Origin of the sequence: Paraburkholderia sp. J8-2, assembly GCF_905220195.1 — a bacterium.
In the GTDB taxonomy this organism is placed as follows: Bacteria; Pseudomonadota; Gammaproteobacteria; order Burkholderiales; family Burkholderiaceae; genus Paraburkholderia.
Genome location: NZ_CAJMZA010000006.1, coordinates 286,416 through 310,742 on the forward strand (window position 1 = coordinate 286,416; position 24,327 = coordinate 310,742).

At 61.2% G+C, this 24,327-nt stretch carries 26 protein-coding genes; 4 read left to right on the forward strand and 22 right to left on the reverse strand.

Going from position 1 to position 24,327, the window contains the following annotated elements; genetic code table 11:
* Positions 1-74 precede the first annotated feature (74 nt).
* From U5A52_RS16800 to U5A52_RS16810, 3 genes are all read right to left on the reverse strand, one after another.
* Complete coding sequence (locus U5A52_RS16800) at positions 75-722, reverse strand: hypothetical protein (protein ID WP_321935481.1); 648 nt, start codon at positions 720-722, stop codon at positions 75-77.
* A 288-nt stretch (positions 723-1,010) separates the two neighbouring features.
* Positions 1,011-1,319, reverse strand: a complete 309-nt coding sequence (locus U5A52_RS16805) for a DUF4031 domain-containing protein (protein ID WP_321935482.1) — start codon at positions 1,317-1,319, stop codon at positions 1,011-1,013.
* 262 nt (positions 1,320-1,581) lie between these two features.
* Positions 1,582-3,222: a DNA cytosine methyltransferase gene (locus U5A52_RS16810; protein WP_321935483.1), complete on the reverse strand. Its 1,641-nt coding sequence runs from the start codon at positions 3,220-3,222 to the stop codon at positions 1,582-1,584.
* Between the two features lie 298 nt (positions 3,223-3,520).
* On the opposite strand from U5A52_RS16810, the gene U5A52_RS16815 reads away from it, so the two are divergent.
* Both U5A52_RS16815 and U5A52_RS16820 read left to right on the forward strand, forming a co-directional pair.
* Positions 3,521-4,177 (forward strand): hypothetical protein, encoded by a 657-nt coding sequence (locus U5A52_RS16815; protein WP_321935484.1) that lies wholly within the window; start codon positions 3,521-3,523, stop codon positions 4,175-4,177.
* Entirely contained in the window at positions 4,171-5,181 is a 1,011-nt protein-coding gene (locus U5A52_RS16820; protein ID WP_321935485.1) for a hypothetical protein, read from the forward strand. Before U5A52_RS16815 ends, U5A52_RS16820 begins: the two co-directional genes overlap by 7 nt.
* Before the next feature lie 84 nt (positions 5,182-5,265).
* Here the strand turns inward: U5A52_RS16820 and U5A52_RS16825 are convergent, their stop codons facing one another.
* From U5A52_RS16825 to U5A52_RS16845, 5 genes are all read right to left on the reverse strand, one after another.
* Positions 5,266-5,730 carry a hypothetical protein gene (locus tag U5A52_RS16825; RefSeq protein ID WP_321935486.1) on the reverse strand — a complete coding sequence of 155 codons (465 nt, stop codon included), beginning with the start codon at positions 5,728-5,730 and terminating at the stop codon, positions 5,266-5,268.
* A 69-nt stretch (positions 5,731-5,799) separates the two neighbouring features.
* A complete protein-coding gene (locus U5A52_RS16830) occupies positions 5,800-6,258 on the reverse strand; it encodes a hypothetical protein (RefSeq protein WP_321935487.1) in 459 nt (152 codons plus the stop codon).
* A gap of 83 nt (positions 6,259-6,341) precedes the next feature.
* Positions 6,342-6,899: a hypothetical protein gene (locus U5A52_RS16835; RefSeq protein ID WP_321935488.1), complete on the reverse strand. Its 558-nt coding sequence runs from the start codon at positions 6,897-6,899 to the stop codon at positions 6,342-6,344.
* 400 nt (positions 6,900-7,299) lie between these two features.
* Complete coding sequence (locus U5A52_RS16840) at positions 7,300-7,905, reverse strand: hypothetical protein (RefSeq protein WP_321935489.1); 606 nt, start codon at positions 7,903-7,905, stop codon at positions 7,300-7,302.
* 301 nt (positions 7,906-8,206) lie between these two features.
* Positions 8,207-8,842: a hypothetical protein gene (locus U5A52_RS16845; RefSeq protein WP_321935490.1), complete on the reverse strand. Its 636-nt coding sequence runs from the start codon at positions 8,840-8,842 to the stop codon at positions 8,207-8,209.
* Here U5A52_RS16845 and U5A52_RS16850 point away from each other — a divergent pair.
* Entirely contained in the window at positions 8,841-9,020 is a 180-nt protein-coding gene (locus tag U5A52_RS16850; protein WP_321935491.1) for a hypothetical protein, read from the forward strand. The genes U5A52_RS16845 and U5A52_RS16850 overlap by 2 nt on opposite strands.
* 87 nt (positions 9,021-9,107) lie before the next feature.
* Here the strand turns inward: U5A52_RS16850 and U5A52_RS16855 are convergent, their stop codons facing one another.
* From U5A52_RS16855 to U5A52_RS16915, 13 genes are all read right to left on the reverse strand, one after another.
* The gene (locus U5A52_RS16855; protein ID WP_321935492.1) at positions 9,108-9,473 is read right to left on the reverse strand and encodes a hypothetical protein; all 366 of its coding nucleotides are present in this window, start codon (positions 9,471-9,473) and stop codon (positions 9,108-9,110) included.
* A gap of 170 nt (positions 9,474-9,643) precedes the next feature.
* Positions 9,644-11,212, reverse strand: a complete 1,569-nt coding sequence (locus U5A52_RS16860; RefSeq protein ID WP_321935493.1) for a hypothetical protein — start codon at positions 11,210-11,212, stop codon at positions 9,644-9,646.
* 142 nt (positions 11,213-11,354) lie between these two features.
* Entirely contained in the window at positions 11,355-11,621 is a 267-nt protein-coding gene (locus U5A52_RS16865; RefSeq protein WP_321935494.1) for a hypothetical protein, read from the reverse strand.
* Between the two features lie 152 nt (positions 11,622-11,773).
* Entirely contained in the window at positions 11,774-12,775 is a 1,002-nt protein-coding gene (locus tag U5A52_RS16870; protein WP_321935495.1) for a hypothetical protein, read from the reverse strand.
* 204 nt (positions 12,776-12,979) lie between these two features.
* Positions 12,980-13,705: a hypothetical protein gene (locus U5A52_RS16875; protein WP_321935496.1), complete on the reverse strand. Its 726-nt coding sequence runs from the start codon at positions 13,703-13,705 to the stop codon at positions 12,980-12,982.
* Between the two features lie 171 nt (positions 13,706-13,876).
* Positions 13,877-14,590, reverse strand: coding sequence for a hypothetical protein (locus U5A52_RS16880; RefSeq protein ID WP_321935497.1), 714 nt, complete (start codon positions 14,588-14,590; stop codon positions 13,877-13,879).
* 133 nt (positions 14,591-14,723) lie between these two features.
* Positions 14,724-15,137 carry a hypothetical protein gene (locus tag U5A52_RS16885; protein WP_321935498.1) on the reverse strand — a complete coding sequence of 138 codons (414 nt, stop codon included), beginning with the start codon at positions 15,135-15,137 and terminating at the stop codon, positions 14,724-14,726.
* Positions 15,138-15,628: 491 nt separating this feature from the next.
* The gene (locus U5A52_RS16890; protein WP_321935499.1) at positions 15,629-15,910 is read right to left on the reverse strand and encodes an H-NS family nucleoid-associated regulatory protein; all 282 of its coding nucleotides are present in this window, start codon (positions 15,908-15,910) and stop codon (positions 15,629-15,631) included.
* 270 nt (positions 15,911-16,180) lie between these two features.
* A complete protein-coding gene (locus tag U5A52_RS16895; RefSeq protein WP_321935500.1) occupies positions 16,181-16,888 on the reverse strand; it encodes a hypothetical protein in 708 nt (235 codons plus the stop codon).
* Positions 16,889-17,047: 159 nt separating this feature from the next.
* Positions 17,048-17,857 carry a hypothetical protein gene (locus tag U5A52_RS16900; protein ID WP_321935501.1) on the reverse strand — a complete coding sequence of 270 codons (810 nt, stop codon included), beginning with the start codon at positions 17,855-17,857 and terminating at the stop codon, positions 17,048-17,050.
* A gap of 128 nt (positions 17,858-17,985) precedes the next feature.
* The gene (locus tag U5A52_RS16905; protein ID WP_321935502.1) at positions 17,986-19,560 is read right to left on the reverse strand and encodes a DNA cytosine methyltransferase; all 1,575 of its coding nucleotides are present in this window, start codon (positions 19,558-19,560) and stop codon (positions 17,986-17,988) included.
* Between the two features lie 167 nt (positions 19,561-19,727).
* Positions 19,728-20,177 carry a hypothetical protein gene (locus U5A52_RS16910; RefSeq protein WP_321935503.1) on the reverse strand — a complete coding sequence of 150 codons (450 nt, stop codon included), beginning with the start codon at positions 20,175-20,177 and terminating at the stop codon, positions 19,728-19,730.
* Between the two features lie 360 nt (positions 20,178-20,537).
* Positions 20,538-21,323, reverse strand: coding sequence for a hypothetical protein (locus tag U5A52_RS16915; protein WP_321935504.1), 786 nt, complete (start codon positions 21,321-21,323; stop codon positions 20,538-20,540).
* Positions 21,324-22,823: 1,500 nt separating this feature from the next.
* On the opposite strand from U5A52_RS16915, the gene U5A52_RS16920 reads away from it, so the two are divergent.
* A complete protein-coding gene (locus U5A52_RS16920; protein WP_321935505.1) occupies positions 22,824-23,285 on the forward strand; it encodes a hypothetical protein in 462 nt (153 codons plus the stop codon).
* Positions 23,286-23,340: 55 nt separating this feature from the next.
* Here the strand turns inward: U5A52_RS16920 and U5A52_RS16925 are convergent, their stop codons facing one another.
* Positions 23,341-24,180, reverse strand: a complete 840-nt coding sequence (locus U5A52_RS16925) for a hypothetical protein (RefSeq protein WP_321935506.1) — start codon at positions 24,178-24,180, stop codon at positions 23,341-23,343.
* Positions 24,181-24,327: the final 147 nt, after the last annotated feature.

Genomic DNA, 24,327 nt, shown 5'->3' on the forward strand with positions numbered 1-24,327 from the left:
CGACGAAGCTATCCGTGTATTGGAGGAATGGCCGGGTACTTTGCATCCGTCCGGCCTCGTGCTCGACCGATGGGCTAGCGCCACCGGCGATAGCCACCGCCCCACCAGGCGCGTGCGCCGTAAAACCCCACCTGCACTACGGGGTACGGGGCCACGGGGACGGCGGGCGGTGCGTAAGCCGCCACCGGCTGATACATGGGCGGCGGCGAGGCATACACCGGGACGTACTGAACAATCGGTTGAGGCATGGGCGCGGGGGGCGGTGCCGCATATACGGGGGCGGCGTACACTGGCTGGGGATACCCGCCTTGCGCGTACTGCGCGGGCAGCGGGCCGTCCTCATACGATGGAGCGGCCGGTGGCAAATACTGTGGCGCCGGCCGCTCAGGAGCCTCAGGAGGTGCGGCTCTCGCAGACCGCGCGGTGAGGTTCGCCATGTCCTCTTCGTGTTGCTTCCTCATGACGCCCTTGAGTATCCGGTCGTCCGTGTTGCCCCGACGGATCCAGCCATTGCGGTACGCGCGGGCAGCGTCGCTCATTCTCGCGTTCGGATCTTCCTTCGCGCCGTCGGCGTTCACGAGATAGTCGTCGGGCCTGATACCACGTCGGACTGGCGCGCCATTGTCATATGCCTCTGGCGGCCCGTCTGCGTACGATGCGGGGCCATAGAGCAACATGGCGATACCGAATCCTGTCAGGCATCGATTAATTTGGTTCTGCATGGGTTCCCCATTGCTTGCAGATTGGGTGGGTGGATAAGTGCACAATGAAACCGGCTGCGCGCCGTGGGGGCGCGCGTGCAGGGGGCGATTGGAATAGCGCGTGCGGCATCACAACACCGTGAGAGAAGGGCACGTGACCAGGATAATTCTGGTCGTTGCAAACGCAAACGGCGCGTTGAAGCCGCCCCCTAGGCGGTGACGTCGCCGCAGCGTTTGGCGTGACCTGCCCCCCTCCAACGGTGTCGAGGGCCACCGCTGCTAACTGCGGTGCGGTGAATCGGTTAAGAGCTAGGGTGTAGTAGGGCCGACCGACCCGCTGGCGACTACCTCACGGCGTGCACGCCAGATCGCAACGGCCTCGCGGCGCCCGACCTCGATCGCGCCCAGGCGAACGGCTTCAGCGCGGCGCGAGGGCGTGAGGTCATAGTGCGGCGCCGAACGGGCCACCTGAAACCACTCGCGCCGCATGCCGATACGTTCTGCAAACCGGTGCAACTCCTCTATGTCATGGCCGTCTGTAAAAAGGTGACAACTGCGTACCCTGCGGCCGCGGATGATGAAGCCCCAGTCTTCGAGTCGATCAACGTAGATGGTCACGCGAGCACCCCTGGTGATGTGTTGTCTGGTGGAGGGACTTCGGGCCAGGTATTGTCGACATGGCGCATCGCGGCCGCAGGCGTACGAAAGCGCCGACGGCGGATTTCAAGATCTACTGTGGGATAGCCAAACCAGGGCGGCGCGGCGTACCAGTACGATGCGCTCGGCGCGCCGGCCTTGTTGTGTGGCCGGAAGACCGCCGCGTCATCACGCCGGAAGTATCGGTTCGGATCGAAAAGGCACCACATGTCCGATGATGCCTTTACGCAGCGAGACGCTGTGCTTTCGGCGTACCGTGGCGTGAGCGCCAGGCGCTCTTGTCGGCGCGCGCGACCACAAGCTCGGGCAGATTCGCTCGTATGAATGCCGCAGCCCAGACCGGACTCACACTGTTACCGCAGAACTGGATCTGCTTCGTAAGCGAAAACTCCCGACCGTCGTGCCCGCGGTCTATGACGTAGTCATCGGGGAAGCTTTGGCAGCGGAACAACTCACGAGGCGTCAGCAGCCTGAGCTTGATATCGACGATTGCATAATGCGCCCCGTTGATCTTTACGATCACACCTGAAATATCATCCGGGTCCCCCTCGGGCAGAACGCAGTGCTCGCGCAGGAGCGCCACGACACGGCGCGCGCCTTCGCGCTCCTGGGCCGAAAGAGACTGTTCGGAGGCGAGGTACGTTGTCACAAGCCCGTGATGCTGACCTCCCGCACTGATAGTGTGCAGGCAATCCTCGACACTGCGCGCATCACAGTTGCCCCGGAGATGCACGAGATGCAGCGCGATCAGTTGCTGTTGCGAGCCTTTTTGGGTGATAGAGGAAACCGGCTGACGAAGGTCGCGTCCTGGTACGCTCCGAAGCGCGAAGTACCCAGCGTTCATTTGGGCCATGTAACCCACGTCAAGCGAAGCTGCCGGCACGAGAACGCTGGTGCCGGTAGCATCCGGCAAGATGCTGGTCGTTTGGCATCCTGATTCGTAGCGTGAACTTCGTGGGAGAATGAATGGCAACGCCGACGAGAGGACAAATCGTTCGACGCCAACGGCGATGCGCCGGTACGTGGCAGGGGCGAGCGGCCGCTCACGCCCAAAGATGCTGCGCCCTTCGATTGAGAAGTCGAGCGCCGTCCAGGCGGGGCGAAGCGCCTGCTGACCGGCGGCGGGCATAACCGCATGCGAATCCTCGGGCCACACTATCGGTTGGCCGTCGCACCGCGCGAACATCCATAAGCGCTGACGAAACGTGGCTGCGCCCTTGAAGCAGGCACGATCGACACGCCACTCTACGACGTATCCCATTGATTCAAGTATCGCGACAAAGCGTTTCCACGTCTGGCCGACGCGCTTCGGGTCGGGCACGAGGAACTGCTCTCGCAGCGGCACATGTTCGCCTTTCGCTGCGACGCTGCCGTCGATCTTGACAATGCGGCGGGTGACCGGATCACGCTTGGCGATGAGCCTGCCCCAGCGTAAAATCTGGGGCACGTTCTCGAGCGAAATCACTCGCGGGCGAACCGTGCCCGCCCAACGAACACCGACCCAGGACAGCGCGCGAACCTTTCGATCTCGCGGTTGGCCGCCCTTCGCTTGCGAATGGTCACGGCAATCGGGCGATAAATGTAGGAGTCCTACACGACGTTCACGGGTCGCCACTCGAGGACAGATCTCGCGCACGTCCGCGATGATGTGCTCGGTTTGGGGGTGGTTCATCGCGTGCAGGCTCAACGCGTCCTCGTTGTGATTGAGCGCGATGTCAGGATGGCGATGTAACGCCATTTCGATGCCTTCGGAGACGCCGCCCGCACCCGCGAAAAGGTCAACGACCAGGTCCCAGCCCAGGTCCAGCAGGAACTGGCTTCGTTTGGTGTAGGAATCGATATCAAAAATGCTTTCGCGCTTCAAGGCTCGCTCCCGGGATGCAGTTGGGGACCGACATGTCTGTATGTCGTCACGAACCGAGTATCGCCTGAGGGATTTGCAACGCAAATGCGAGTGACGAGCCGCGTCCATCCGGGAGATCTCGCGTGCGGAGAATTTGCCCTAAACCCTAAAACCCTGCCAAAACCTGCCGTAGAGATGCTGACGGGCCAGTGCCCCAACAACCATCCTCGTCCTCCTGATTGTCCGCGCTCCGGAGCCACCAATGCCGCGTTCGTCCAGATTACCTAAAGCCGGTTCGCCCCTTCACGACTTACACCGCATGCTCTTCACGCAGGATCGTGGCGTGCTGGAGCAAATTTCGGCCCAGCGTGCGCTGCTGGTGCTACTCGCAAACGAGGCGTCGGAGATTTTGATTCGCAACCCGTGGATTGTGTCGTGGCTCGACAGCGCGGACGCCTATCTCTGCGCGCTGGCGAACCGCGCTATCGCGAGCGCAGGAGTTGCTGTTTGCCCGGCTTCCGTCTCCGCGGTTCCAGCCTGGCCGATGCCAGATCTGCCGCTACCGCTGGTCGAACTGGTGGGGATGTTTCGGGTGTTTCAGGTTGGTGGAGGACAGGACCATCACCTTGTTGTTCCTGCTCGCAAAATACGATGGGCCGCTCGCGTCTTTTGCAGCGTCACGCGGAAGCGGCGAAGCGCGCAGGACTGGAATCACCTCTGCTATCTTGTTGAAAACCACGAGTGTGGACTTTGGAAGAGGATCGACGAGAACCGTGAGTTGATGGGCGCGCTCGTCGAGAAAGCGCCGGATCTGCTGAGGGCGCACCCTGAGATCGGCGAAACGCTAGCGGCGCTGGACTGTTTTCTGTCCGCGCTGGAGGCGATCGTCCCCTCCGCGCCGCGACGAGCGGCTGCACGCGCACTGCGCGTGTGGCCGCTGGGCGCAACAAAGCATGAGGCCGGCGCGCCATGCTAAGCACTGGTCACGCTCGCGCCGCGCGGTCGTCGCTGCAGGGATCCGCTGCCGGCGCCGCCGCGGCAACCGACCGACTGAATGTCGCCCTGATAGTGCTGTGCTGTCTGTGTGCGCATCTCTTTCCCTACCAGACGCTAGTTGGCTCCTATGCGATTCTTGGGCCGGCGCATTACCTCACGGAGATATCCTGGCTGCATGATCGTCGGTACTTCGCGCGTCGCCGGGGTGTGTTACCCACCATGGCACTGCTCGCTCTGATTCTCGGTCTGACAACAGTGGGCGTGGTCGGGCATCAGCCGTGGTATGGGGCGGCCGTGGTGCTGCTCGCTCTGGTGGTCGCAGCTGCTCTTGCCATTTCAATGACGGCGGCGGCCACGCTGCTCTTCGGCGGGGTTGCCATGCTCGCGCTGCCCGGCGTGCAGTCGCATGCGGCCGCGGTACTGCTCGCGATGCTCGTGCCTACCTTTATCCACGTCTTCTTCCTGACCGCTGCTTTCATGCTCCATGGCGCCCGGCGCAGAAAAAGCGCGGCGGGCATCACTTCGGTGATTGTGCTCTTCGCGGCAGGCGCGAGCTTCCTGCTCCCTTTCGTGCCCGTCGCGGCCGACCCGGCGGGCGCGGGCATCGCAGGCTTTGAGGCTTTTCGTCCGGTCGTCGAACTGCTGAACGTCTCGGGGACGTCAGTCGCCAGGATTACCGGCTTGGTGGGTTTTGCCTATCTCTTTCACTACGTAGAATGGGGCGCAAAGGTCGCAGTTATCGGATGGGCCCGGGTGCCGGTCGCACGGATGGCCGCGATGGCGCTCGTATGGGTGGCCGTGATGGCGTGCTATGCGGCGGATTTTAGAGCGGGCTTTCTCTTGAGCCTGTATCTAAGCCAGCTTCACGTCCTGCTGGAGTTTCCGCTCAATCTGAAGACCATCAGTGGGTTGGCGGCTTGGACCGGTGCTGGATCTAACGCTGACCGTCCTACTGCGCACAGCAGCGCCGCAAGCGAGAACTAGGCCTGGGCATCCTGGCAACCCGAAAGCTAGAAGCCAACGACGAATCGAGCCCAACATCGAGAACCCTCTCGTCGTGCCCCGTGGTTACGACACGCGATCGCATGTTGGATCGGGGGAGAGGGTGGACCAGTACATCCACGCGATTCCCAGTGCGATCACAAGCGCGTCAATCCCCTCAGACACACCGTAGGCGCCGCCACCCGTGAACGCCCAGGTGCCCAAGACCGTCGCCAGTGTTGCGGCGACGAGGACTCGCGCCCACTGTCCGGGACTGTGTGTCCGCAAAAGCCGCACGAGCCCTCCCTCTCTGGGTTTGCTCGCATGGAATTCCGATCGCAAACGCCCGAGTGAGAGCAAACAGGTGATCGTGAAGCCCAGGTTCACGAGTGCATACGCAAAAGTAACGTGACCGAGCGCGGCGAGGAGCAGCGCGAGAATCGAAAGAATGATCGCGACCGCATAGCCTTTCCGCTGATGGGTTCTGGAGTAGATGCGCAGCCAGACCAGCGTCTGGACCCCGATCATAATAAGGACGAAGGGCTGTGCCATAGATATCTCGAGAAGGATCCTGGACCAGCGTACCATCTCGCGTGCGGCCGCTCCAGGTGACCGTAACGTTCAGGACCGCGCCTGGCTGTAAAGGCGCGCCGGCAATGCTATCCACAGCAGGCCTCCGATAACGATAGTGCCGCTGAACAGCGCGGTCGCGCGGGCGGTCAGCGAATCGGCAGCGACGCCATATACCCCGGTCCACACGCAGTAAATGCCGAACGCGAGACAGGCAAAAAGCTTGATGCGGTGAAGCTTCGAGATCCGTGAGCAGCTGGCGGGCGGAGCCCAGACGCCGTTTCTGGCGCCACGGCGGATCTGGACGATTGCGAGTAGAACCACCAGCGTCACAGACAGATTGGCAAGGAAGTAGGCCACGTTGGTGCGAGACCAGATCGTGGCCACAACCGAGGACAGTGCGAGCCAGGTAGCGGCGCCATAGCCAAGGCGCAGTTCGCCCCGGCGGTAGTTCGAGTAGAAGCTCAGGGCGAGGATCGAAAAGATGGTGATAGACAGATAGTGGGTCATGGAAGTGCTCCCGTGTTGTCACGACGCCAGAGGGACATCGTTGACTCCAAGGGTCGCACGGCTGACAGCGAGTGCAAGCGCGCTCACATGACGGCCGTCACCTCGTCGAGCGCGAGCTCGAGCGCGCCGCCACCGATGAAGCTCGCGAGGAACGCGCTCACGTCAGCACTGCAGCGCTCACGTGCACTGGCGTCTCCTTCCATCCAGAATGTCAGTTCCGCGCAGCACAGCGGACCGCCCGAATCGATGCAGAGCCGCAACCGACGTTGATCGCGCGCATTAATAAGGTCGCGGATCGCTCGAGGCAGATAGGCAGCCAGGTCGTAAGAGATCGTCGGGTCCTTGATCGCCTCGTCGAGGTAGACGCACAGGTTGACGTGCGGTGGAACGTTGCGATCGCCTTCAGAGCGGGAGAGCGTCAGGTACCCCCACTCGATGCGGAAAAGCGTACGCGGAGCCCCAATGCGCGCCTCGATCGGCGCGAGCGCGTTCGTGCCAACGAAAGGGCGCTCGTCCTCGAGCTCGGCTTCGAGAACGGAGTCCGGGAGCCGCCCTTGCGGCATGACAGCAAGCGCCTCACACGAGAGGCCATTGCGAATGACGTCTGCGACTTCGGAAAGTGCGTGGATCAGCGTAGGCATGGCAGTCTCCTCTCCAAGGGGATGGCGATCGGGCACGGGTGTGCTCGGCAGGGTTGGGACCCTGCGGAACAGCGCAATACGCGCGAGTCGCGCTGCCGCCGGCTTGGTGGCCACGCGTCGGAATTTCGATTAACGATCCTCTCCCGGGAGGAGGGTTTTCACGAGAGACGATGGGTGTGTGTTATTGCGCGCCTGGCGCAGCAGGGGGCCTTCCGACCTCGTGTTCGTGATGCCGGTTCTGCCCGAGCACGCGAGGGCGTGCGGAGCAGCGGAATGTTTGCATGGTGAATGCCGAGGCCGTGCGCTGCCGTGTCCAAACGTCGGGGCAAGAGCCGACCTGCTGGCCGCCCCGAAGGGCAGGCCGGCAGTGAGCAGGTCAGGTCGCATACAAACGGGTGGACTACTCCGTGTCGTCCATGAGTTCCACGAGCGCGGATTCACGTGCGCACTTCACATAGTCGAGTACCAGCGCGGTCGCCTGTGAATGGGCAATGGCCGCTTTCGCGTCGTCCTCATACGAGAAGGTCTGCACGATGTCGCCGCGGTTCGCGCGCTGGCGCGTCGTCGAACCGGACACGGTTACCGTCTTTCCGGAATCACTCACGCTTTCGATGCGCCCGATGTCGCGATCGAGCGGCATCGAGTTGCGTCCGTCGAAGACAGCGTAGCGCCCAACCTCAATAACAGGGGCGCGTGTTCGGGGCACCGGCGTGAGATAAACGGAGCCGAGCCCCGTCTTGTCGCGCAATACGGCGATGCGCCCGACTTCACGCTCGATTGGCGACAAGAGCGACCGATAGCCGACATCATCCTGTATCGGTGTCTCCACGGCGCGCGGCACCTCATAGGCACGGAAGACAATGCCATTGACTTCGAGGCGGATGAGATCACCATCGACCGGGATCTCCTTTGCGCCAAACGGGTAAGCAAGATCCCGTGCGCGCTGAGCGGCGAGCTTCGCGTTACCCAGCTCAAGCTGGTAAGCGAGTAAGCCCTGCGCGACCATCTGGACGCGAAAAACTCCAACATTACCTTTCATGTGTACCCCTCAAACAGTGCCCAGTGGGCGTTGGAATGACGAGCTCACGCGATGCGCGTGATGGACGGCGCCGGGCCGCGCATCACGATCGGGGTGGAGGTAGCGCCGGGCGCTGAAGGCTCCGGAACACCCCGTCAGAGACGGAGTGCCCGGATACCGATCAGCGCTCGATACGCGGTGGTTGCATAGCGTTAATGGACGAGAGCGTTCACACGGGGGACAGGCTATGCCCGTTCCCGCCGTGCGAATGCCCTGTTCGGTGGTTCGATCAAACAACGTTTTCTGCGATCACCTGGTTCAGAAAGCCGACAAGGTCTCCACCATTGACGTCCTCGCTGAGTCCTGCGAGCCCCGGAAAGCGAAGGACAAGACGATCGAGAAGCGAGGCGCGGGCCCCGTTTTCGATAGCGTGCTCCTGCGACGCAAGGAGTTGGTCGCGACCCTCGTCGTACACATCCGAATCGACGTGCTCGGTGATTGCCTCGGACCCGAAGTGAATAAGCTTTTGGCCCGGTGAGAGCATCTTCCACATCCAAGTGATCTGCTGCTCGAGCATCTCCACGCGCTTGTCCAGGCTGCCCTGACTTGCGCGATCGATGACGTTGAGCAGGAAGTTCTCCGGCAGATCGAGGAGGCCGTACTCGGCAATGAATTCTTGCGTGACGCCTTTATCGACGATTCCGACCGTGAGAGCCTCGCCCTCGGTTTTGAAGCCGTCTCGCTTGCTGGGGCAGTTTTCTCGGCGGTCCCAGTAGCACCAGTCCCCTTCTGGACGCTGGCAGACTACAAGGCTTGGGGTCCAGATATCGCCGGACTGCAGTCCGTTGCCGGCGATATCCCTAAGCTCCTCGATCGAAAGAGCCGAGAGATTTCGGAGCAAAAGAAGTGTTTCGCGGTTATCCATGATGACGTCCTTTGATGTCATGCCCGGTGGGCAGTTGAAAAGCAAAGGGCGCTGCGACGCGCTCTGGCAACAGGCGATGCCGGAACGGATGCTTAATGGACGACGTGGGGAAATTCGGAACCTTGGGGCCAGGATTGGGGCTCAAGGTGAAGACAATCAGGAGATCGTGCCGATTTAACGACTGGCACAAGTATAAATGCATTCAAGGCGGGCGCGCGGAAGAATTTTCGAACGCGCCCCCCCGCACACTCAGTTGTTGACCGGTTCAGGCGAACGCGACGCGCATCTGCGGCATTGAGCGCTCGCTGATTGAGACGCCGACCAGCACGCCGCGAGCGAGCAGTTTTTCACTGTGGTAGTGGAGCGCCACGGGCGTGCCGGGGGGATAGTCGGTCGCGACACTCGCTGGCATCGCGACCAGCGTTTTGTGACCCACGCCGCGCTGCGACGACGAAAAGCCCACGAGCATCGCACGCCCAATGCATGGGATTGACCCGGAGAACCCCGCCGGAAGGTCTGCCGGATTCAGCGGGAGCGGCAAGTTGCTAAAGACATATCGTGGAGCCGAGTGACCGTATGGTCCAAGGTCGAGGCGGAAGGGCTCTCCACGACGAAAAAAGCGGATATCCATAAAAGCTCCTCTACAGTCATGAGAATGAACACGGGGGAGCGCGGAACGCGCTCGGGCGAGTGGAGCACTCGCCTGAGCGGGACCCGGATGGGTCCTGTCAGGGCCAAGCGGCAATGGTCCGTCCAGCACCACACCCCGAAGGGTATGGCGCCGGAGCGGGCCATTTAGCGTCAGCCGAGTTTCGGATGAACCGGCAGACGCAGTGTGTCACGCGCGTAGGCGAGACCTCCCTGGCTGACCGACAGACCGAGAATGGTCCGTTTTTCCGGGTTGAACAGGCACCAGTGGAACTTCCCGTGGCGGTGCTCAAGGAGCATGGTGAAGCCATCAGCCACCGCATCGTCGATGAATTGACGCATGGTTTTGACGCCGTCGGGCGTCTTGACCTTCACCCTTTCAGCCACCTCCGCGGCATGCTTAGCCTCACGCTCGCGCATGGTGGCTTCCTTTGCTCCCTGCAGCTTACCCTCGTGCTGCGCTTGCAGCTCAGGGCTATAGCCACAGTATGCGTAGATCGCCGCACGGCGCTTCTGCTGGTTCAGCCCCTTGAGCTTCACGCCGTACCGCTTCGCGAAGAACAACTTCGACGTCTCGTTGCTGTCCGCCTGGTCAAGGGCTCGCAGCAGGAACTCGACGTCGCGCTTTTCGATGGCGGTCGCCATTTGGATCGCCCACGTTGGCGAGTATGTCTCCCGGCTGCGCTTCGCGATTTCCATCCCGGAGAGATATGCCCGCTCACTGAGGTTCCCATTGCTGCGCTCGAGGTCCAGCCGCTTGACGGTGTTCTCGAACTGGGCATCGGCGAGCATCGCGTGCAACTCACGTGTTGCCTCCGAAAGCGCCGACAGATCGGGCGGGGTCGCCGTCATCGTCTCCGGAAGGCCCGGCGTCTTGAGGAGGCCAGCTTCAGTGAGCGCGTTATCTGCGTCCACAGACGTGGCCTTTCGATCAAGCCGCGTAAGCACCTCGACATACGGCTTGAGGGCATCGAACGTGACAGGCAGCTTCTCACCGGTCTGCTTCTCGATCTCCCGCCGTGCGTGCGACAGAAACCGGAACTGGTCCGGCGTAAGCGCGCCACGCAGTTCGGGGACCGCAAGCACGACGTCGAACCCGCTCAGGTCCGTTGCCTTGCTCTTTCGCTGTCCGTCGCCATCGCGATACCACGCGATCACGTACTCCGGGACCGGCTTGCCTTGCATGAGCGCATAGGCCACGTGTACGTCATGCCGCGCGTTCGTGTCGCCGTTGCCGTAGACCGGCCCGTTGTGACCGTGCCCAAAGCGCCGGAAAAACTCCTCTGTGCAGAGCGACATGAAGTCGACTTCGACGTCCGTTCTTCCCGGAAAGCACGGGTAGAGGTTGTAGGCCGCTCTTCCGACAGACACGACAGCCATCCAGTCGTAGTACGACATCTCGTGCGGAGCGCGCTGCACGCCATCGATCCGCATGATTTCGCGGTCGATCTCGTCGATCATCGAGAGGAACGCCTGCTTCTCGCTTCCCGAAGTCCAGATGCCGAACACACGACCGCTCGGGCGGCGCTGCTCGACCACATTCAAGGCTTCACCATCGCAGGTCGCGTTGATTCTTTCGAGGGTCTCGGGCCGCGGCAGCACCCCAGGATCCATTTCGTGGCGATTGAGGTGGTAAAGGACGTGACCAAGCGTGGCCAGTTCCACTTGCATGCCGTCAATCGTGAGGCTGTAGCGTTGCGAAATGATGTGTTGCTGATTCATGGTGACTCCCATGCCCTGAGGGCGGTTGATGAAGGAGTCGAGCGTGTTGCTCGCGTGGCGCGCAGCGCCAGGTGAGCCTTGTCGGAAGCACCTCCCCGAAAGGGAGGCGCCAAGGGTTGCGGATCAAGACGGGGTTTCGATCTCAGGCGAGCGTGAGACTCGCGTCAGCTTCCGGATGCGTGACAACTGCGCCGCATGGCAGCACGTCGAGAAAGCCCTCGAAGCGCTTCCACAGCGACGGCCGGCGCTCGATGTTGCGCGCCAGCTCCTCGCGCGTCATCCCATCGCGCACGAGATCCATGAAGGCCTCATTGCCGTCCGCAATCTGACGATGCGCGCGGTAGAACATTTCCTTCTGGTCCGGCACTTTCGTCTGGTGCGACTCGAGATAGCCTGTTTCCTGATTCATGGTTGACTCCATTCCGTGCCCTGAGGGCGGTTGAGAAGAGAGTCGGACGCAACGTCCGGGAGGGTGTAGCCCTGCGAGACGCTCCGGCCACGCACACTGCCTTGCGGCAGTGTGCGGTCCGGATGGTTGCGGGAGCGCGATGGCCGCGAGCGTCAGAAAGACAAGCGGAACTGGTCTCCTGCTTTGGGGCGCATGCGCTCGGTTGCCTTCGACATCCATTCGTTCATCTTGCCGATTCGATGGCCCATCGTGTTCGACATGCCGCTACGCAGCGCCTGCCGCCGGGCGCCGTAGTCCCAACCCATGGAGTCGAAACTCGCGACGAAGTCATACATCCGGACGCGATCCAGCGCCGCGCCCTTGACTCCGAACAGATGCAGTTTCGTCCCTTTCGGCAACCGTCCTTCCAGTTGCTCAAGGATCGCGAAAAGCCCGTGCTCAGGATGATGAAGGTCCCGTCGGCACACGGAGCCCAGACCCATTAGCGCTGGCGGCGCTACCCACGGCTGCCAACGTTCCCAGACCTGCAGGGTCAGCTCGAGGCTCGCGAGATAGTCCGAGATCGACCACCCCTGTACGATAGGCACCGGGATTCGCACGAGGTCCGTGATCGTCTGCGTATTGCATCCGCCTTTCGCAAGCTGGTCCTGCCACTCGTAAAGGACGCGCATACAGCCTTCGAGAAGCGTTCCGGTCGCATCGATTCGCCAGTCGATTTCGTCCTGTCCCGAGACGGCTTGCGGTTCGCAGCACATATCGGGGGCGCTGTACCATGCCGGACGCATCAGGTTCGCGAAGGTCAGATATTGTTCGTATGACCAGGGGAACACACCACACATCCCGGACTGCAACCCCTTCGACTTGAACAGCATCATCGCCACAAACCCGGCTGAGTCTACCGCCACGTTTGCATCAATCAGCGGCGTGTGCTCTGGGATGTTGAAGCACTGCTTTTTCGGGTCCCAGTAAGCGTTGGCCGAAACCATTACCGGATACTGCTTGAGGGTAGCGTTCAGGGCGAGCGCGCCGCTGCGCTGAGGAACGCCCACACGCATGATCGGTTCGTCACCCAGGTGAGCGTTAATCTGGTTTTCAGGTAGAACACCACGGGGCCCCAGATGGCGCTCCATGAGCTTCTCGAATTCGCTTTTCATGAGTCTCTCCTTTGCCTTTAAGGCGATCGAATCGGAGAGAGCCCTGTTGGGCTGTGGTGTCGGCTCTCGACAGCACAGGAAGGTGGGCGTGCGCTTACGATGCAAGCGGCGCGTCAGCAGCCTCGCCGCCGAACTCGCGCTGGATGTGATTCCGGGGATGTCCGGGGACGCGCAAGGCCCCAGGGCGATGCGCGTTCCCGACGATTACTGAATGCGTGTAGACGTAAGTGAAGGGTAGTGGTGAACTTCTCCATCATCGCCGACTTCGATGTAGCGATTGTCGAGAGCTTTCGCCGCCAGGGTCAGCACATGGAATGCATCTGCTGGATCCGCGCCTTTATCCCAGTATCCAACGCCTTCACCGTTTCGCGTGCACCAGAGGTCAGCGCCCGCTAGAAACGCGCTATAGCCAGGGTGCGCATAGGCGCGATTGAGAAGATCACCGTGCGCTTCGATAAATGCGAGGCACTCCGAGCGCATCGTCGTTTCCGTTTCGGCGTTCACGGGGAAGGTGCGCAGGTCCGAACTCTCGTGACCTTCCCGCGTATCGTCCCCGAGCGCGAGCGCCGTCTCGATGTAGCCAAGGATGAACTCTTCGGCGAGACGCGTCGGCGGCGTGTTGATGACTACGCTTTCGGGGTAGATCCCGATAACGTGCGCAGCCGCTTTCTCGCGAGTGGGCGCGTCGAAGAAGAACTCCGCCTCGCCATCCTCAGAGACCGCGCGCCAGAGATGCTGACCGCTGTTGCGCATGCCCCAGTATGCGCCTCCTTCGTCGTATCCCTGGATGTCCAGAGGGCAGACGTGGACGATGAAACGAAGCGTGGCGTTACGTATCGCGTGCGTTGCTTTTCGACCCATCGGGGCGCCAAACATCGAGTCTACCGTGGAAAGGCGCATCGTATTACCGCTGGTGGGTTGCTGGTACATGGTTCAACTCCTTTGCCCTGTTGGACTTGAAAAAAGGAGCGAGCCTGATAGCTCAGACAAGGCAAGGCTTTGCCTGAGCGAATCTCTCAGGGGAACAGGCCCGCCGCCGGAGAATCCTTGGCGGCCGGGGTGTCCCGTGTTGCGTTAATGGTATTGGGAGCCAGTGCGCGCTCAATCCTGCGCCAACTCCTCGCCCTCGGCACCGAGAATACGATCGAACTCGGTACGAGCGACGTCGAGAAGGTCCGCGTCGGTCTTGCCTTCCGTCTTTCCTCGCACGATCTCTGCGCGCAGGCGCCGGAGGTCAGTACCGACCATGTTAGGGTCGACTATAGCGAGGCTGGTCTCACGGACGATATCGCGAATCACTTTGTCCATGTGGACCATTTGTCCACCCTCGCAGCGCCCCCATACAGTCAGGCCGAGGAAGTCGTGCTCGACGACTTCACCTTTTTCCTCGAGCCGTGCGGCCAGATAGTCGCTGACCACCAGTTGCTCGTTGACTTCCGTGCGTTCAGGGTCGATGCCGTGCTCGTCGGCGAACTCCTCGATCTCTTCGTTCGACTTCAGGTATTCGAAGAAGAGGGCAGCCAGTTCCTTCTGCGGCGCTGCCGTATCGAACTCGAGCGCGTCGGCCGAAAGAAGCGCGTGGAGTTCGTCGACGTCGATGTCCGTTTCCAGGTGGGCAAGAACAGCGACACCGAAATCGCGATGTTCGACGAGACCACGCACCTCATCGGCGTCGAGGTCGAAGGCCTTTCGTGCGTTCGCATTCGTGTGGAGTACCGCTACGATCGCGCTTACGTTGCGGTAGACGTGCTCCGAAACGAAGTTCTGGGCGCGCTTCTGCAGGGCGGTTTCCGGATTCTTGCTTTGCTTGTTCATGGTTCACTCCGTGCCTCGATTCGAGGCTGTTTGTAAAAGGAGTGGCATGGGGAGATGCCCCATCGAGACAGGCGCCCGGATGGGAGGGGGAGGGGCTGGCTGACCGGCACAAGCCGTCAGCACTGCCCCTGTTTCAATGAAGATGCCAGACGAGCAGACCAACGAGCGCGATGCCCGCAATGACCCAGTTCGCGATGGTGTCTTTTTGCTGTTTCAACCTTTGCTCCGGATCGACGCCCCCTTTACGAGCGCGCAGGTCGATTCGTGCCTGAAGTTCGCCGTCCACGAAATGGAAGGTCTCGAGGAATCCTTCCTTGTCGTGACCGCTCATCAGGAAGTCGTCTTCATGAGACGCCTTGTTGCGGATCGTCGCGATTTTCCGTATGGCGCGGATGACATCGGCGTCGAAGTCACCGTGGGCGGAGTTCGCCAGTTGATGTAGCCCCGTGCCGAGGTACCCAAGCTGACGCAACTGCTTTTCGATGTGCCGTGCGGGAGGAACTACAAAACCTATGGTCCGTGCCGCTTCGGTGAAGTTGTGAGTCATGAGTATTCCTTGTTACCTGTGGAGGCAATAACAAAGAAACGGGCGAAAGGCCCTGGTGAGCCGAGTCTCAGCAGGGTGTTCCGTACGGTGGGAGTCTCTGGACTTCACAGACCCCTCGGGGCATCGCGCGTCGATAATGACGGTGCCGGGTTGAGCCTCGCAATGGCCTAGTGGAAGAGCGCCGATGCGCGACTGCCAGAATTTTCTGGAGCACTCAGGACGATCCCAAAAAACGGGGGAGGGGAGCTTCGTTCGGCCGGCACCATCAGGGAAGCGTCGAACACGACGTTCCGAAGTGCCGTGGCAGGCATGCTACTGATAGGGAATATCCCGGATATTCTGTGGATGCGCAGGATCTGCGTACCGCGTCGTGCCGATTTAACGGCTGCTCGAAGATTATCATGGTTCGCGTTCGCGCGGGAGCATTTTGGTAAGCAATCTCCACGCAATCACTCCGAGAACGCCCCGCGCGAGGCGCGGCCACCGCTCAATCAATGGCGTGGCCGGAAGAAGGCCGAAACGGCAGGCTCCTCATTCTTCAAATTGGTTGGCGCTTGCAGGAAGAACTCGCGAGCGACGCCCGCGCGCTCCGCAGCCTTGATCCAGTCTGGCGGCTCTCCGCGACCGGTCCATTCGTTGCCTTTTGCGTCTCGATAGGTCGGTGTTGACATCGCCGCAGACAGCGCCTCGGTCGTGATCCCGAATTCCTCCATCTTGCGTCGGATCCAGACGATAAGGCGCTCGCGCGCTTCTTCGGTATAGCGCTGGGCCATATGATTCAGACTAAGGTTTGATATGCACGGTAGCTTAACGCGCGAATCCGGCCTTGCAAACGGAAGCGGCTATGATGTTGCGATTCTGCCAATCAGTCCCGTGTGGACCCCGATGTGACGGCGCGGAAAGCTCAGCCACCTGCCCTCTGATACACCATCCATAGCCGATGGTCTGCCTGCTCCCGGACGGAAGCAGGCAGGTCGGGTTTCCGGTCACGACTGTGGCGCTGGACGCTCAGGCGGCCACATCAGACATCGCGCCGCCCGGAGTCAGGGCGCGTTCAGACATACGACCGGCAAGGACACCCTCATGAGCTTTCGCGCAAGGCTTGCCGCTTCATTCGATCCCACGACAATGGGAAAGCTTTGGCGCGCCATGCCGATACCGCTTCTCAGGAAGGTCATCGCCACGCGAAGGTCATTCAACACCCCCGTTCCCTGTCGTCCGACCTCGGTCGAGGATAGAGCGAACAGATCCCGGACAAGCACCTCGGTTTGGTGCAGTGCGCCCAAGCAGGCGTTCTTGTCACTCTCCGCGGTGAGTCCTTCCAAAGCGGCGATTGCTGACGCGATCATTGCCCTTTCGGCATCTGAATGCCCATCCTCTCCATCCCGCACTCGCAGGTACGCGATAGCATTGCCGGCTGCGGCGAGCGCCTGCGTGACGATCATCGGCGCAATGACTTTCTCGTCGCTGCTCAGCAGAATGCCGTCGAGCAAGCGGTTAGCGAAGTAGCGGACGCGCTCCGGCGAGAACCCGAATGCAACTGAGTATTCGGTACCGCGCGCGTGGAGGTCATTCACCATTCCGGATGCCATCGCTGGTTTATCGGTTCCGATGCGCATCAGAAAGCCGTCTACGTTGCTGATCCAGTCCGTCAGACCATGGTAGCCCGGGTGTGCGGCGTCGGCAATCATCCTGCACTCGCGCATGACCTGTACATACGTGGCGTCCGCGTTCAATTCATTGTCGTTCATGGGAAACTCCTTTTTGCCAATTGGCCATGGATGAAGGAGTGAGCAAGACGCTCTGCCAGATGTCGAATCTGGCGCAACGCGCTTTAGATCCAACGACCCCGCGTGAGCGGGGCCGTTGAAAGTTGCTGGACAAAAAAGCGGCGGAAGGCACAAGACCGTCTACAGCAACGTCGCCTCGACTTGTTTGACGTCGACGCTGCAGATGCCGAGCACCTTTAGCCAGTCGTGCTCCACCGCAGCCACCGCATAGCGCGCGGTTTCCGGTTGCTTGTCATCGAATTTCACCGCGTCAATCGGTGTGCCGGTTTCCGTTCGGACTGTGAAGGAATTCGGCGTTTTCTCGCAGACGACTGACTCGGCCAGACACGATTCGATCGACCACGAGTGACGCTTCGGAAGCTTCTCGAACATCTCGACGATCAGCGGAACTTCCTCCCACGAAAAGATCGAATCGAGGGCCAGCGCGATCGCGTCGCACATCTTCCAACACACTTCGCGCCGAGCGAAAAGTTTCACCGTCGTAAGTGAGCGGGGCGCGCCGTCTTTAGGCACGATATTCACCTCGATGATCGGACTTTCATTCCCAGTGCGAACGTAGCACGCAAAATGGTGTATCGCTGCGGCTCCGGGCAGTTCGGTGTCTGCGCGATACCCATCCGCGAGACGGGCGAACTGGTTGTCGGACCACCATTCGACGCCATCCTCGGGAAACAGTACCTGGATGTACTTTGCGAGCCAGTTCACGAGCTTGCCTGCAGGTTGACCCGCAAACGTGCCGCGTCGAACAGCCTGGAAAAATGGATTTCTGCTCATGAATTTCTCCTTTTTGCCCTTGCTTGGGCCTTGATGAAAGGAGAGGGCACTCAGATGAGGCGCCCGGCGGAGCTTCTGCTCGGCGAGGCGAATGGGATGCGCGAATACGCTGACGGTGCTTTCATGCCGATCTAACGGCTGAACGCAGGATAGCATGCTTCCTCCGGCGCCTTGCAAGCTGCCGTCGGCCCCGTTCGAAGATGGGAGACGCCCACCATCACTCTGAACGACGAGTGAGCGGTGGGCGTAGGTTACGATTTGATGGATGCGGAGCGCTTATCTGGCTACACCAGCGTGCCAAACAGATCAGGCTCCCCGGATTTCAGCATGACGGTCACGCCTTGCTGGATGCGGCTTAGATACGCGGCCATATCTGCCTTCCTTGCACGGAGCTCTTCCCCGAGAACGCGAGCAAACTCGACCCAGCACTGTTTCGCCGTCCCGTTGCCCAGCGCGGTATGCGCGTGAGTATTCAAGGTCAGCGAATTAACGATCCGCGGGTCATGGCCCTTCAGCATCGCGTGCTCATCCGGTGTCGGCAACCGCGACTTTTCTGTGTGCACCGGATGCCTGAATCGCGCGTCCTCGACGCGCTGCTTCCAGCAGCCAGCCGACAGCGACGGAGTCGACGTTGCATCGTCATCGACAACCCGCATGTGCCACCCGTTTGCGATCTTATGGTCGGATGCCAGGTGCGCCCCCTTTTCATACTCGGCCGGGTCGATAAGCTCCTCGGGCAGCCGGACATCGCCAACAGTCCGCCTGGACGGCCCCGTTTTGCGCATGGCCTTGAAGCTGATGTCGATGCCAGTCGGGTACGCTAGGAGCGCCATACGAACACGCCGCTCAATGTCACCATAGTCGTTGGAGTTCAGCCCGCCGTAGGTTCCCTCGTCGTCGAAATCGCCAACCAGCGTCGTCTGATATCCCTGCTCATGAAGCACCCGGCGAAGGACCGTGAACGACACAGTGTCCACCCATGCGAGGACGTTCTCGACGAGCACGAGCGGCGGAAACTCCAGTTGCTGGATCGCCATGACCGCATTCAGTACCTGGTGGCCAGCGACCGGGTGCATTTCCGGCAGATCCCGAGTCTGCACATTCAACCGCGACGCGGCTTTACATGGTAGGCCGAGCGTGACCATCGTCGTTCCAGGTACGCGCATGCCGGAGGCCACGAACTGCTCGATGCCGCCTGCGAAGGACGTTGTCCTGCGTGTGCTGGCGGGATTGTCCGCGAGCAAACAATCAAGAGCGTTCTCCCACGAGTCATTCGCGAGCACCGTGGCGCTTTCGAATCCGGCCTTCGCAAAGCCCTCGTGCAGCGCGGCATCCAGCGTTCCCACACCTGCATACAAAGCGACCGACTGGATCTGCCCGGACTGCACGGCCTCGAGCAGGCGCTCGAGGCGATCACAATTGCGTGTCACGCTGGGCAAATGCACAAATACGAGGCGCCCGGGCAAATATAGCGCGAGGACACTTTCCTCTCCACAGAGGTTTTCGTGGACCTGCAGGGAGCGCAGGTCGATGCGGCTGCCTGTCTCCACACTTCCGTCTCGCTTCACGAAGCGCTTGGGCGAAACGACGTTGCCACCTGCATCGTCCAGAACCACTTCGATGATGCCTGGCGCGTAACGGGCCGTGAAGCGCGCACCCGGGGTCAAGCCAGAAGCGTGCAGCTTGCGCGTGTTCTCAACGTTCAGGCGGCTGCGAAGAGTCTGCCCGCCGATGCTGTAGTTTTGAAGTGTCACAACGGCAGCGTGCAGCGCTGACCGGATGAGTTTGTTCAGGCGCTCCGTGTAACCGGGCGCGCGTGGCTGCACGGCCTGGAGTTCCTCTGTATGTTTGCGGTTCATGCGTTTCTCCTTTGTGGCCCAAAAAGTGGGCGGCGGTTGAAAAGGAGAGAGCAGAGTGCTCCGGGAGGGCGTCCCATCCGGAACAATGCAGATGCATCGCGCGATCGGTGCGAACGATCGCATGCACGCAACGAGCGCGATCCCTGTCGGAATCGCGCCCATTGGCGTCAATGCAGTTTCATGCGACCGCTGGCGAGCTTCGCGTGCGCGCGAGCTGCACGGCTGTGCTTCGTTTGGTTGTGGGCGAGAACGCGAAGCTGGTCCTTGCGGATATCGGAGTACTCCTCGCGGGCAATACCGGAGATTTTGTAGTCCATGAATCCGTAGGGGCGCGCGAAGGTCTCGACGGACGCCAGATTCACGATCAGATCCCAGGCAAGCCGGCAGCGTTCAGCCATGTCCTCGTGGATGCTCGCCATGGACTGATGCTCCTCACGCGTGAGCCCCGGAAGTACGTTTCGAAGGATGCGCGCCGCGTCCGAGTCTGACACGGCCCGCAGCACGGACGGTTTGCCGTTGTACCGAGGAAATGGAACCTGGGTCTCATAGAGCGACATGAGTGCGCTCCAGCTTTTTTCCGTCTCAACGTGCGCCTCTGCTGCCGCTTTCTCTTTCATGATCATCTCCTTTTGCCCCGAGGGCCTGAATTAACCGGGAGATGGTTCGCGCTCGAGAAGGGAGTTAGCCTGCTGAAGCACGCATGAGGGCATGAGGATCTGGCTGATAGAGGGGGAAGTCTCAACGCTGCACGACCTACGTGTATTCGTTACGCGATGGGGAGGGTCGTTGGAAACGCTCGTCTGGAGCGCAGCGGCTTCCACTGCCAGACACGCAGGAGAATAATGGCCGGCTGGCGGCGCGAGGATGGTGTGATGCCGATCGAACGGCTGCAGCAACTATATCATGACGAGCATACAGCCCATCCCGCCGCAGCCCCCTCGAGGGAGTTGCGGCGGATGTCCTGGCCGGGTGAACGGCTACTTGCTTGCGTGCGCCGCAGACCCCGCATCGTCCGCCTTCACCTCGGCGACCGACGGCTTGCACAAGGCTGCAGCAATTTCAGCGTAACGCGCGCGCGCCATTTCCCGACGAGCACGTTGGAGGAGCTGCTCGGCGGAGCCCTTCGCAGCCGAGGCGTCGAACGTCAGGCTTTCGTATTCGCTCCAGTCGCGCCGAATCACGAACGTCAGATCCGCGTCTCGGGTATGCAGTGCAATGACGTTTTGCGGCAAACGTGTGATGGACGGCTCATCGTCGCACGCGTTCGGCGTGTGGGGTGCTTTTCCTGCTGGGCGTCGGCACACGGGGTTCCCCCCTTCGTACCACTTTTCCCACGCGGCACGATCCGCAAGGGCAGATACCTCGTCCCTCGTTGCGCCTGACGGCACATCCAGGTCGAAGTCGACGTCGCCCGCGAACCGTTGGGCCGAGCTCCGATGCTCCGGCGTCGCGAACCAGCTTACGCCGCCCACGTCCCCCTCACGGGCGATACAGTAAATAGTCTTCCTGTCGGTCTTCGGGTTGTTGTTCGACTTTGCGGCGCGCCAGTCACTTTGGTACTGGTCACGCACACCCTCAGCCGCCTCCAGGACTACGGAATACGCCTCCAGGAAGGCCGTCTTTACTGCGTGGGGCTGCTGCTCGATCAACTGACGCATACGCGCGTTGGCCACGTTGAAGTCGCTGTCCGCGCGCAACCGGGCGACAACCGGTGCGACTTGCTTGGCCGGAAGTTCACCGTGATTCTGGACGTTGCGGTTCATGTTTCTCCTTTTTTACCCGGAAAGTAGGGTGGTTGGTAAAGGAGAGAGCGGACTGCTCTGGAGGGGCGCCCCCCTCGAGAGCATCGGGAATATTGGGCGGCGCCGTGCGACGTTGTGTAGTGTCGTCGCTCGGCTGCATCGAATACCGTAGATCTGCGGGAAACGAGGCGGAGAGTTTACTGGGTGGGCAACGTGAGATGCCGATCTAACGGCTGGAATCGAATATAGCACGTAGCACATCGAGCGGCCTGGTTTGCCCGGGGAAAATTGTGTGTACAATTAGAGCCAGCCGTTAGATCGGCACAACGTTTTTCCGACCCGCTCACTGCGCGCTGCAAAGCGACTCAATCCGTCCCGCTGAGACCCTCCTCAGCCGGGCGAGGGGCCTTCCCCCCGCGTCCTCTCCTTTTTTCAAGCTCATCGCGAGCAAAAGGAGAGCATCATGAAAGGCGATATCCTGGTAATCCTCGTGCTGTTTGGCTGCGTTATCGGCGGCTGCACAGCCCCGCACGGAGTGCTTGCGCGAACCGTTGAGTCAGCGGCAACCGCGAGGTCCCGCAGCGCGTGCGGCCGCGTCGAGCAGCTTCCCGTCCACCGGGCAAGCGGCGCGGTAAGCTTGACCGTAACCTCCTGGCACGATGATGGCCACGTCCTCTTCCCGAAGAGCGCGGTGAGCTGCGCCCCGGGTGGAGGGAGCCACGCATCTGGCGCGCTGACTGCGGACGTGACCCACACCACCGACCACGCGTAATCAGAAACCGTCGCAGGACCGGCATCCCGAGTGGATGCCGGTTCCACTACATACAATCGCACGACCTCGTCCCCGCACACCTGTGATCGCAACAGCCGCTTACAGGAACTGTGCTATTCTGCTTACAGCCGTTAGATCGGCATGACCAGTTTCTCTTGGCGCGCCCGCGCTGAAAAAGACGCAATCCGTCTCGCTAAGGCAAAGTCTCAGCCGGACGCACCGACAGCGTCCTCTCCTTTTTTCTGACCCTCCGGGTCATCAAGGAGAGATAGATGAAAAGCAAATTCCTCGTAGCAGCCTTGTTGTTGGGCCTCCTTTCTGGCTGCGTCGTCGTTCCTGAGCAATACGGTTATGCGGCTCCGCCCGCATCGCCTCTCTTCGTACCAGGTGGTTATGCCGCCGTTAGCGCGCCGCCCGTGGCCCAGCTTGGCCTTGTGATCTCCAACTCATCGCGCCCGCATCCACGGCCGGCCGCATGGCACGAAGGCCCTCACGTCGGCCAGCCAGTCCATGACGCAGTCCGCAGGACGCACACCCACGGTTGAGTCCTATTTCAGATTGCAGCACGCAATGAAGCTCGTAACATACGGCTTCGCATAAATCGAAACCGCAGCGAATCCGGCACCCCCTCGTGGGTGTCGGCACCGCTGCATCCCAGATCCCTTCCCGTCAAGACCTCAGTCTTCACGGGGCGTCGATGCGCCTCATTCACCCACCCATTTCCGGCCCGCAGGCCAGGGAGAATGACCATGCTGAACGACTTCAATACCTGCAACGACATCGAACGTCGTCTTTGGGTTGTTACGCTGCAACGGCAGATCGAACCGCGTGTTCTCGTTTTTCACCAGTGCGACATGCCATGCGCACACGACGTGTACACGCGTCTTGTTGAGGTCGGGCAATTCGACGCGCTGCCTGGCTTTACGACTTTCGAGTTGAGTACGAGCCTTGAGCGCTCGCCCGGCAGCGTGAACGCGCTGGACGCCTGGGCGAGGCAGGTGCTCGCCGAGGGGGTGTCCGTAGGCCCGCTGGTCGATGTTGCCCCGGCGGAGTTTTCCCTTACTCCGTGGAAACGCGTGCGCTATGACGAGCGCGAGCAGTTCTTCGACGATGGTGGGTGCCTACAGGGGGAAGTCCACTATGGCAAGGACGGCGCTCCGACACGTTGGTTGGTGGACGAAACCTTGTTGAGCGTGGCTGCTGCACACTAGCTCCGCGGGTCCCCTCGAGGCGCGGCCTGGTTCGCGCCCCGCCTCTACGCTGCGTCTAAGCCGCTTCTTGCGCGGCCTGCCCCTGTGCCTGTTCCTGCCGACGCGCCAGGCGCCAGCGCTCATCGAGCGGGTTGACTCGCCGCTCGTAGTGCTGGAAGAGAAAAGGGAAGCGACTCTCAAGCAGGGGACATTCCCTGAGGCGTAGATCGATTGCAGCGAGCTCTGCGTCAAAGCCGACGTCACTCGAGCGCAGGTAGCCGTCGGAACCGGCCATATTCCCCATCAACCTGTGCAGGTTGTCCCAGCGCGAGTGTCCGTTCGATTCCCCCGGAACGAACCAGCTCCCGAGTTCCAGCGATTCGTCGCTCAGCACATCACCTACAAAGAGCCCACCGGCCGCAGGCACGGCCGCCTGAATGCACCCGAGATCCAGGAAAGTATCGCGAAGTTGGGTCGCCGCGTTTAGCGCGGTGTAGATCGACGGCATGGCCGCACGGAACGAATCGAATCGCGCACGCTGGATTAGCCGCGCGATGGCGTGCGGACTCATCGAGACCAGTGTTCTGAAGCAGCCTCTCTTCGGACAGGCCAGTGCGAGCGTGAACTCCATAACGCTCACGCCTTCGCTTTCATTGCCCGCAATTGCGACGCAATGTAGAAAGGGAGTACCACTCGACTCGGAAAGCCCAGCAGACACGCGCATACGGGTAAGTTCGGGAATGATGACCCTATCGGCATGGCGGCGAAGGTCGCGCGCGCTGGGGCGGCGATACAGCAGAGGCATGAGCAGCTTGCTGACGACTGCGCTCGCGCGCATGAGGATAGCTTTTGGGTCGTCAAGGTGGAACTCCACGCCAGCCTTCGACATGGCATGAGCAACGCGCACATCGAGCATGCGATATCTCCTGGGGTACCTTAAGCCTAAAGCTACGCGAACGCGGCGCGTATCCGCTGTGGAATACGGCACGCGGAAGCGGGTCATTTTCGGAAAGCGTTGTCGGCAGACGAGCGCGTCTGCCGACAACGTGGAAGTGGGGACTCC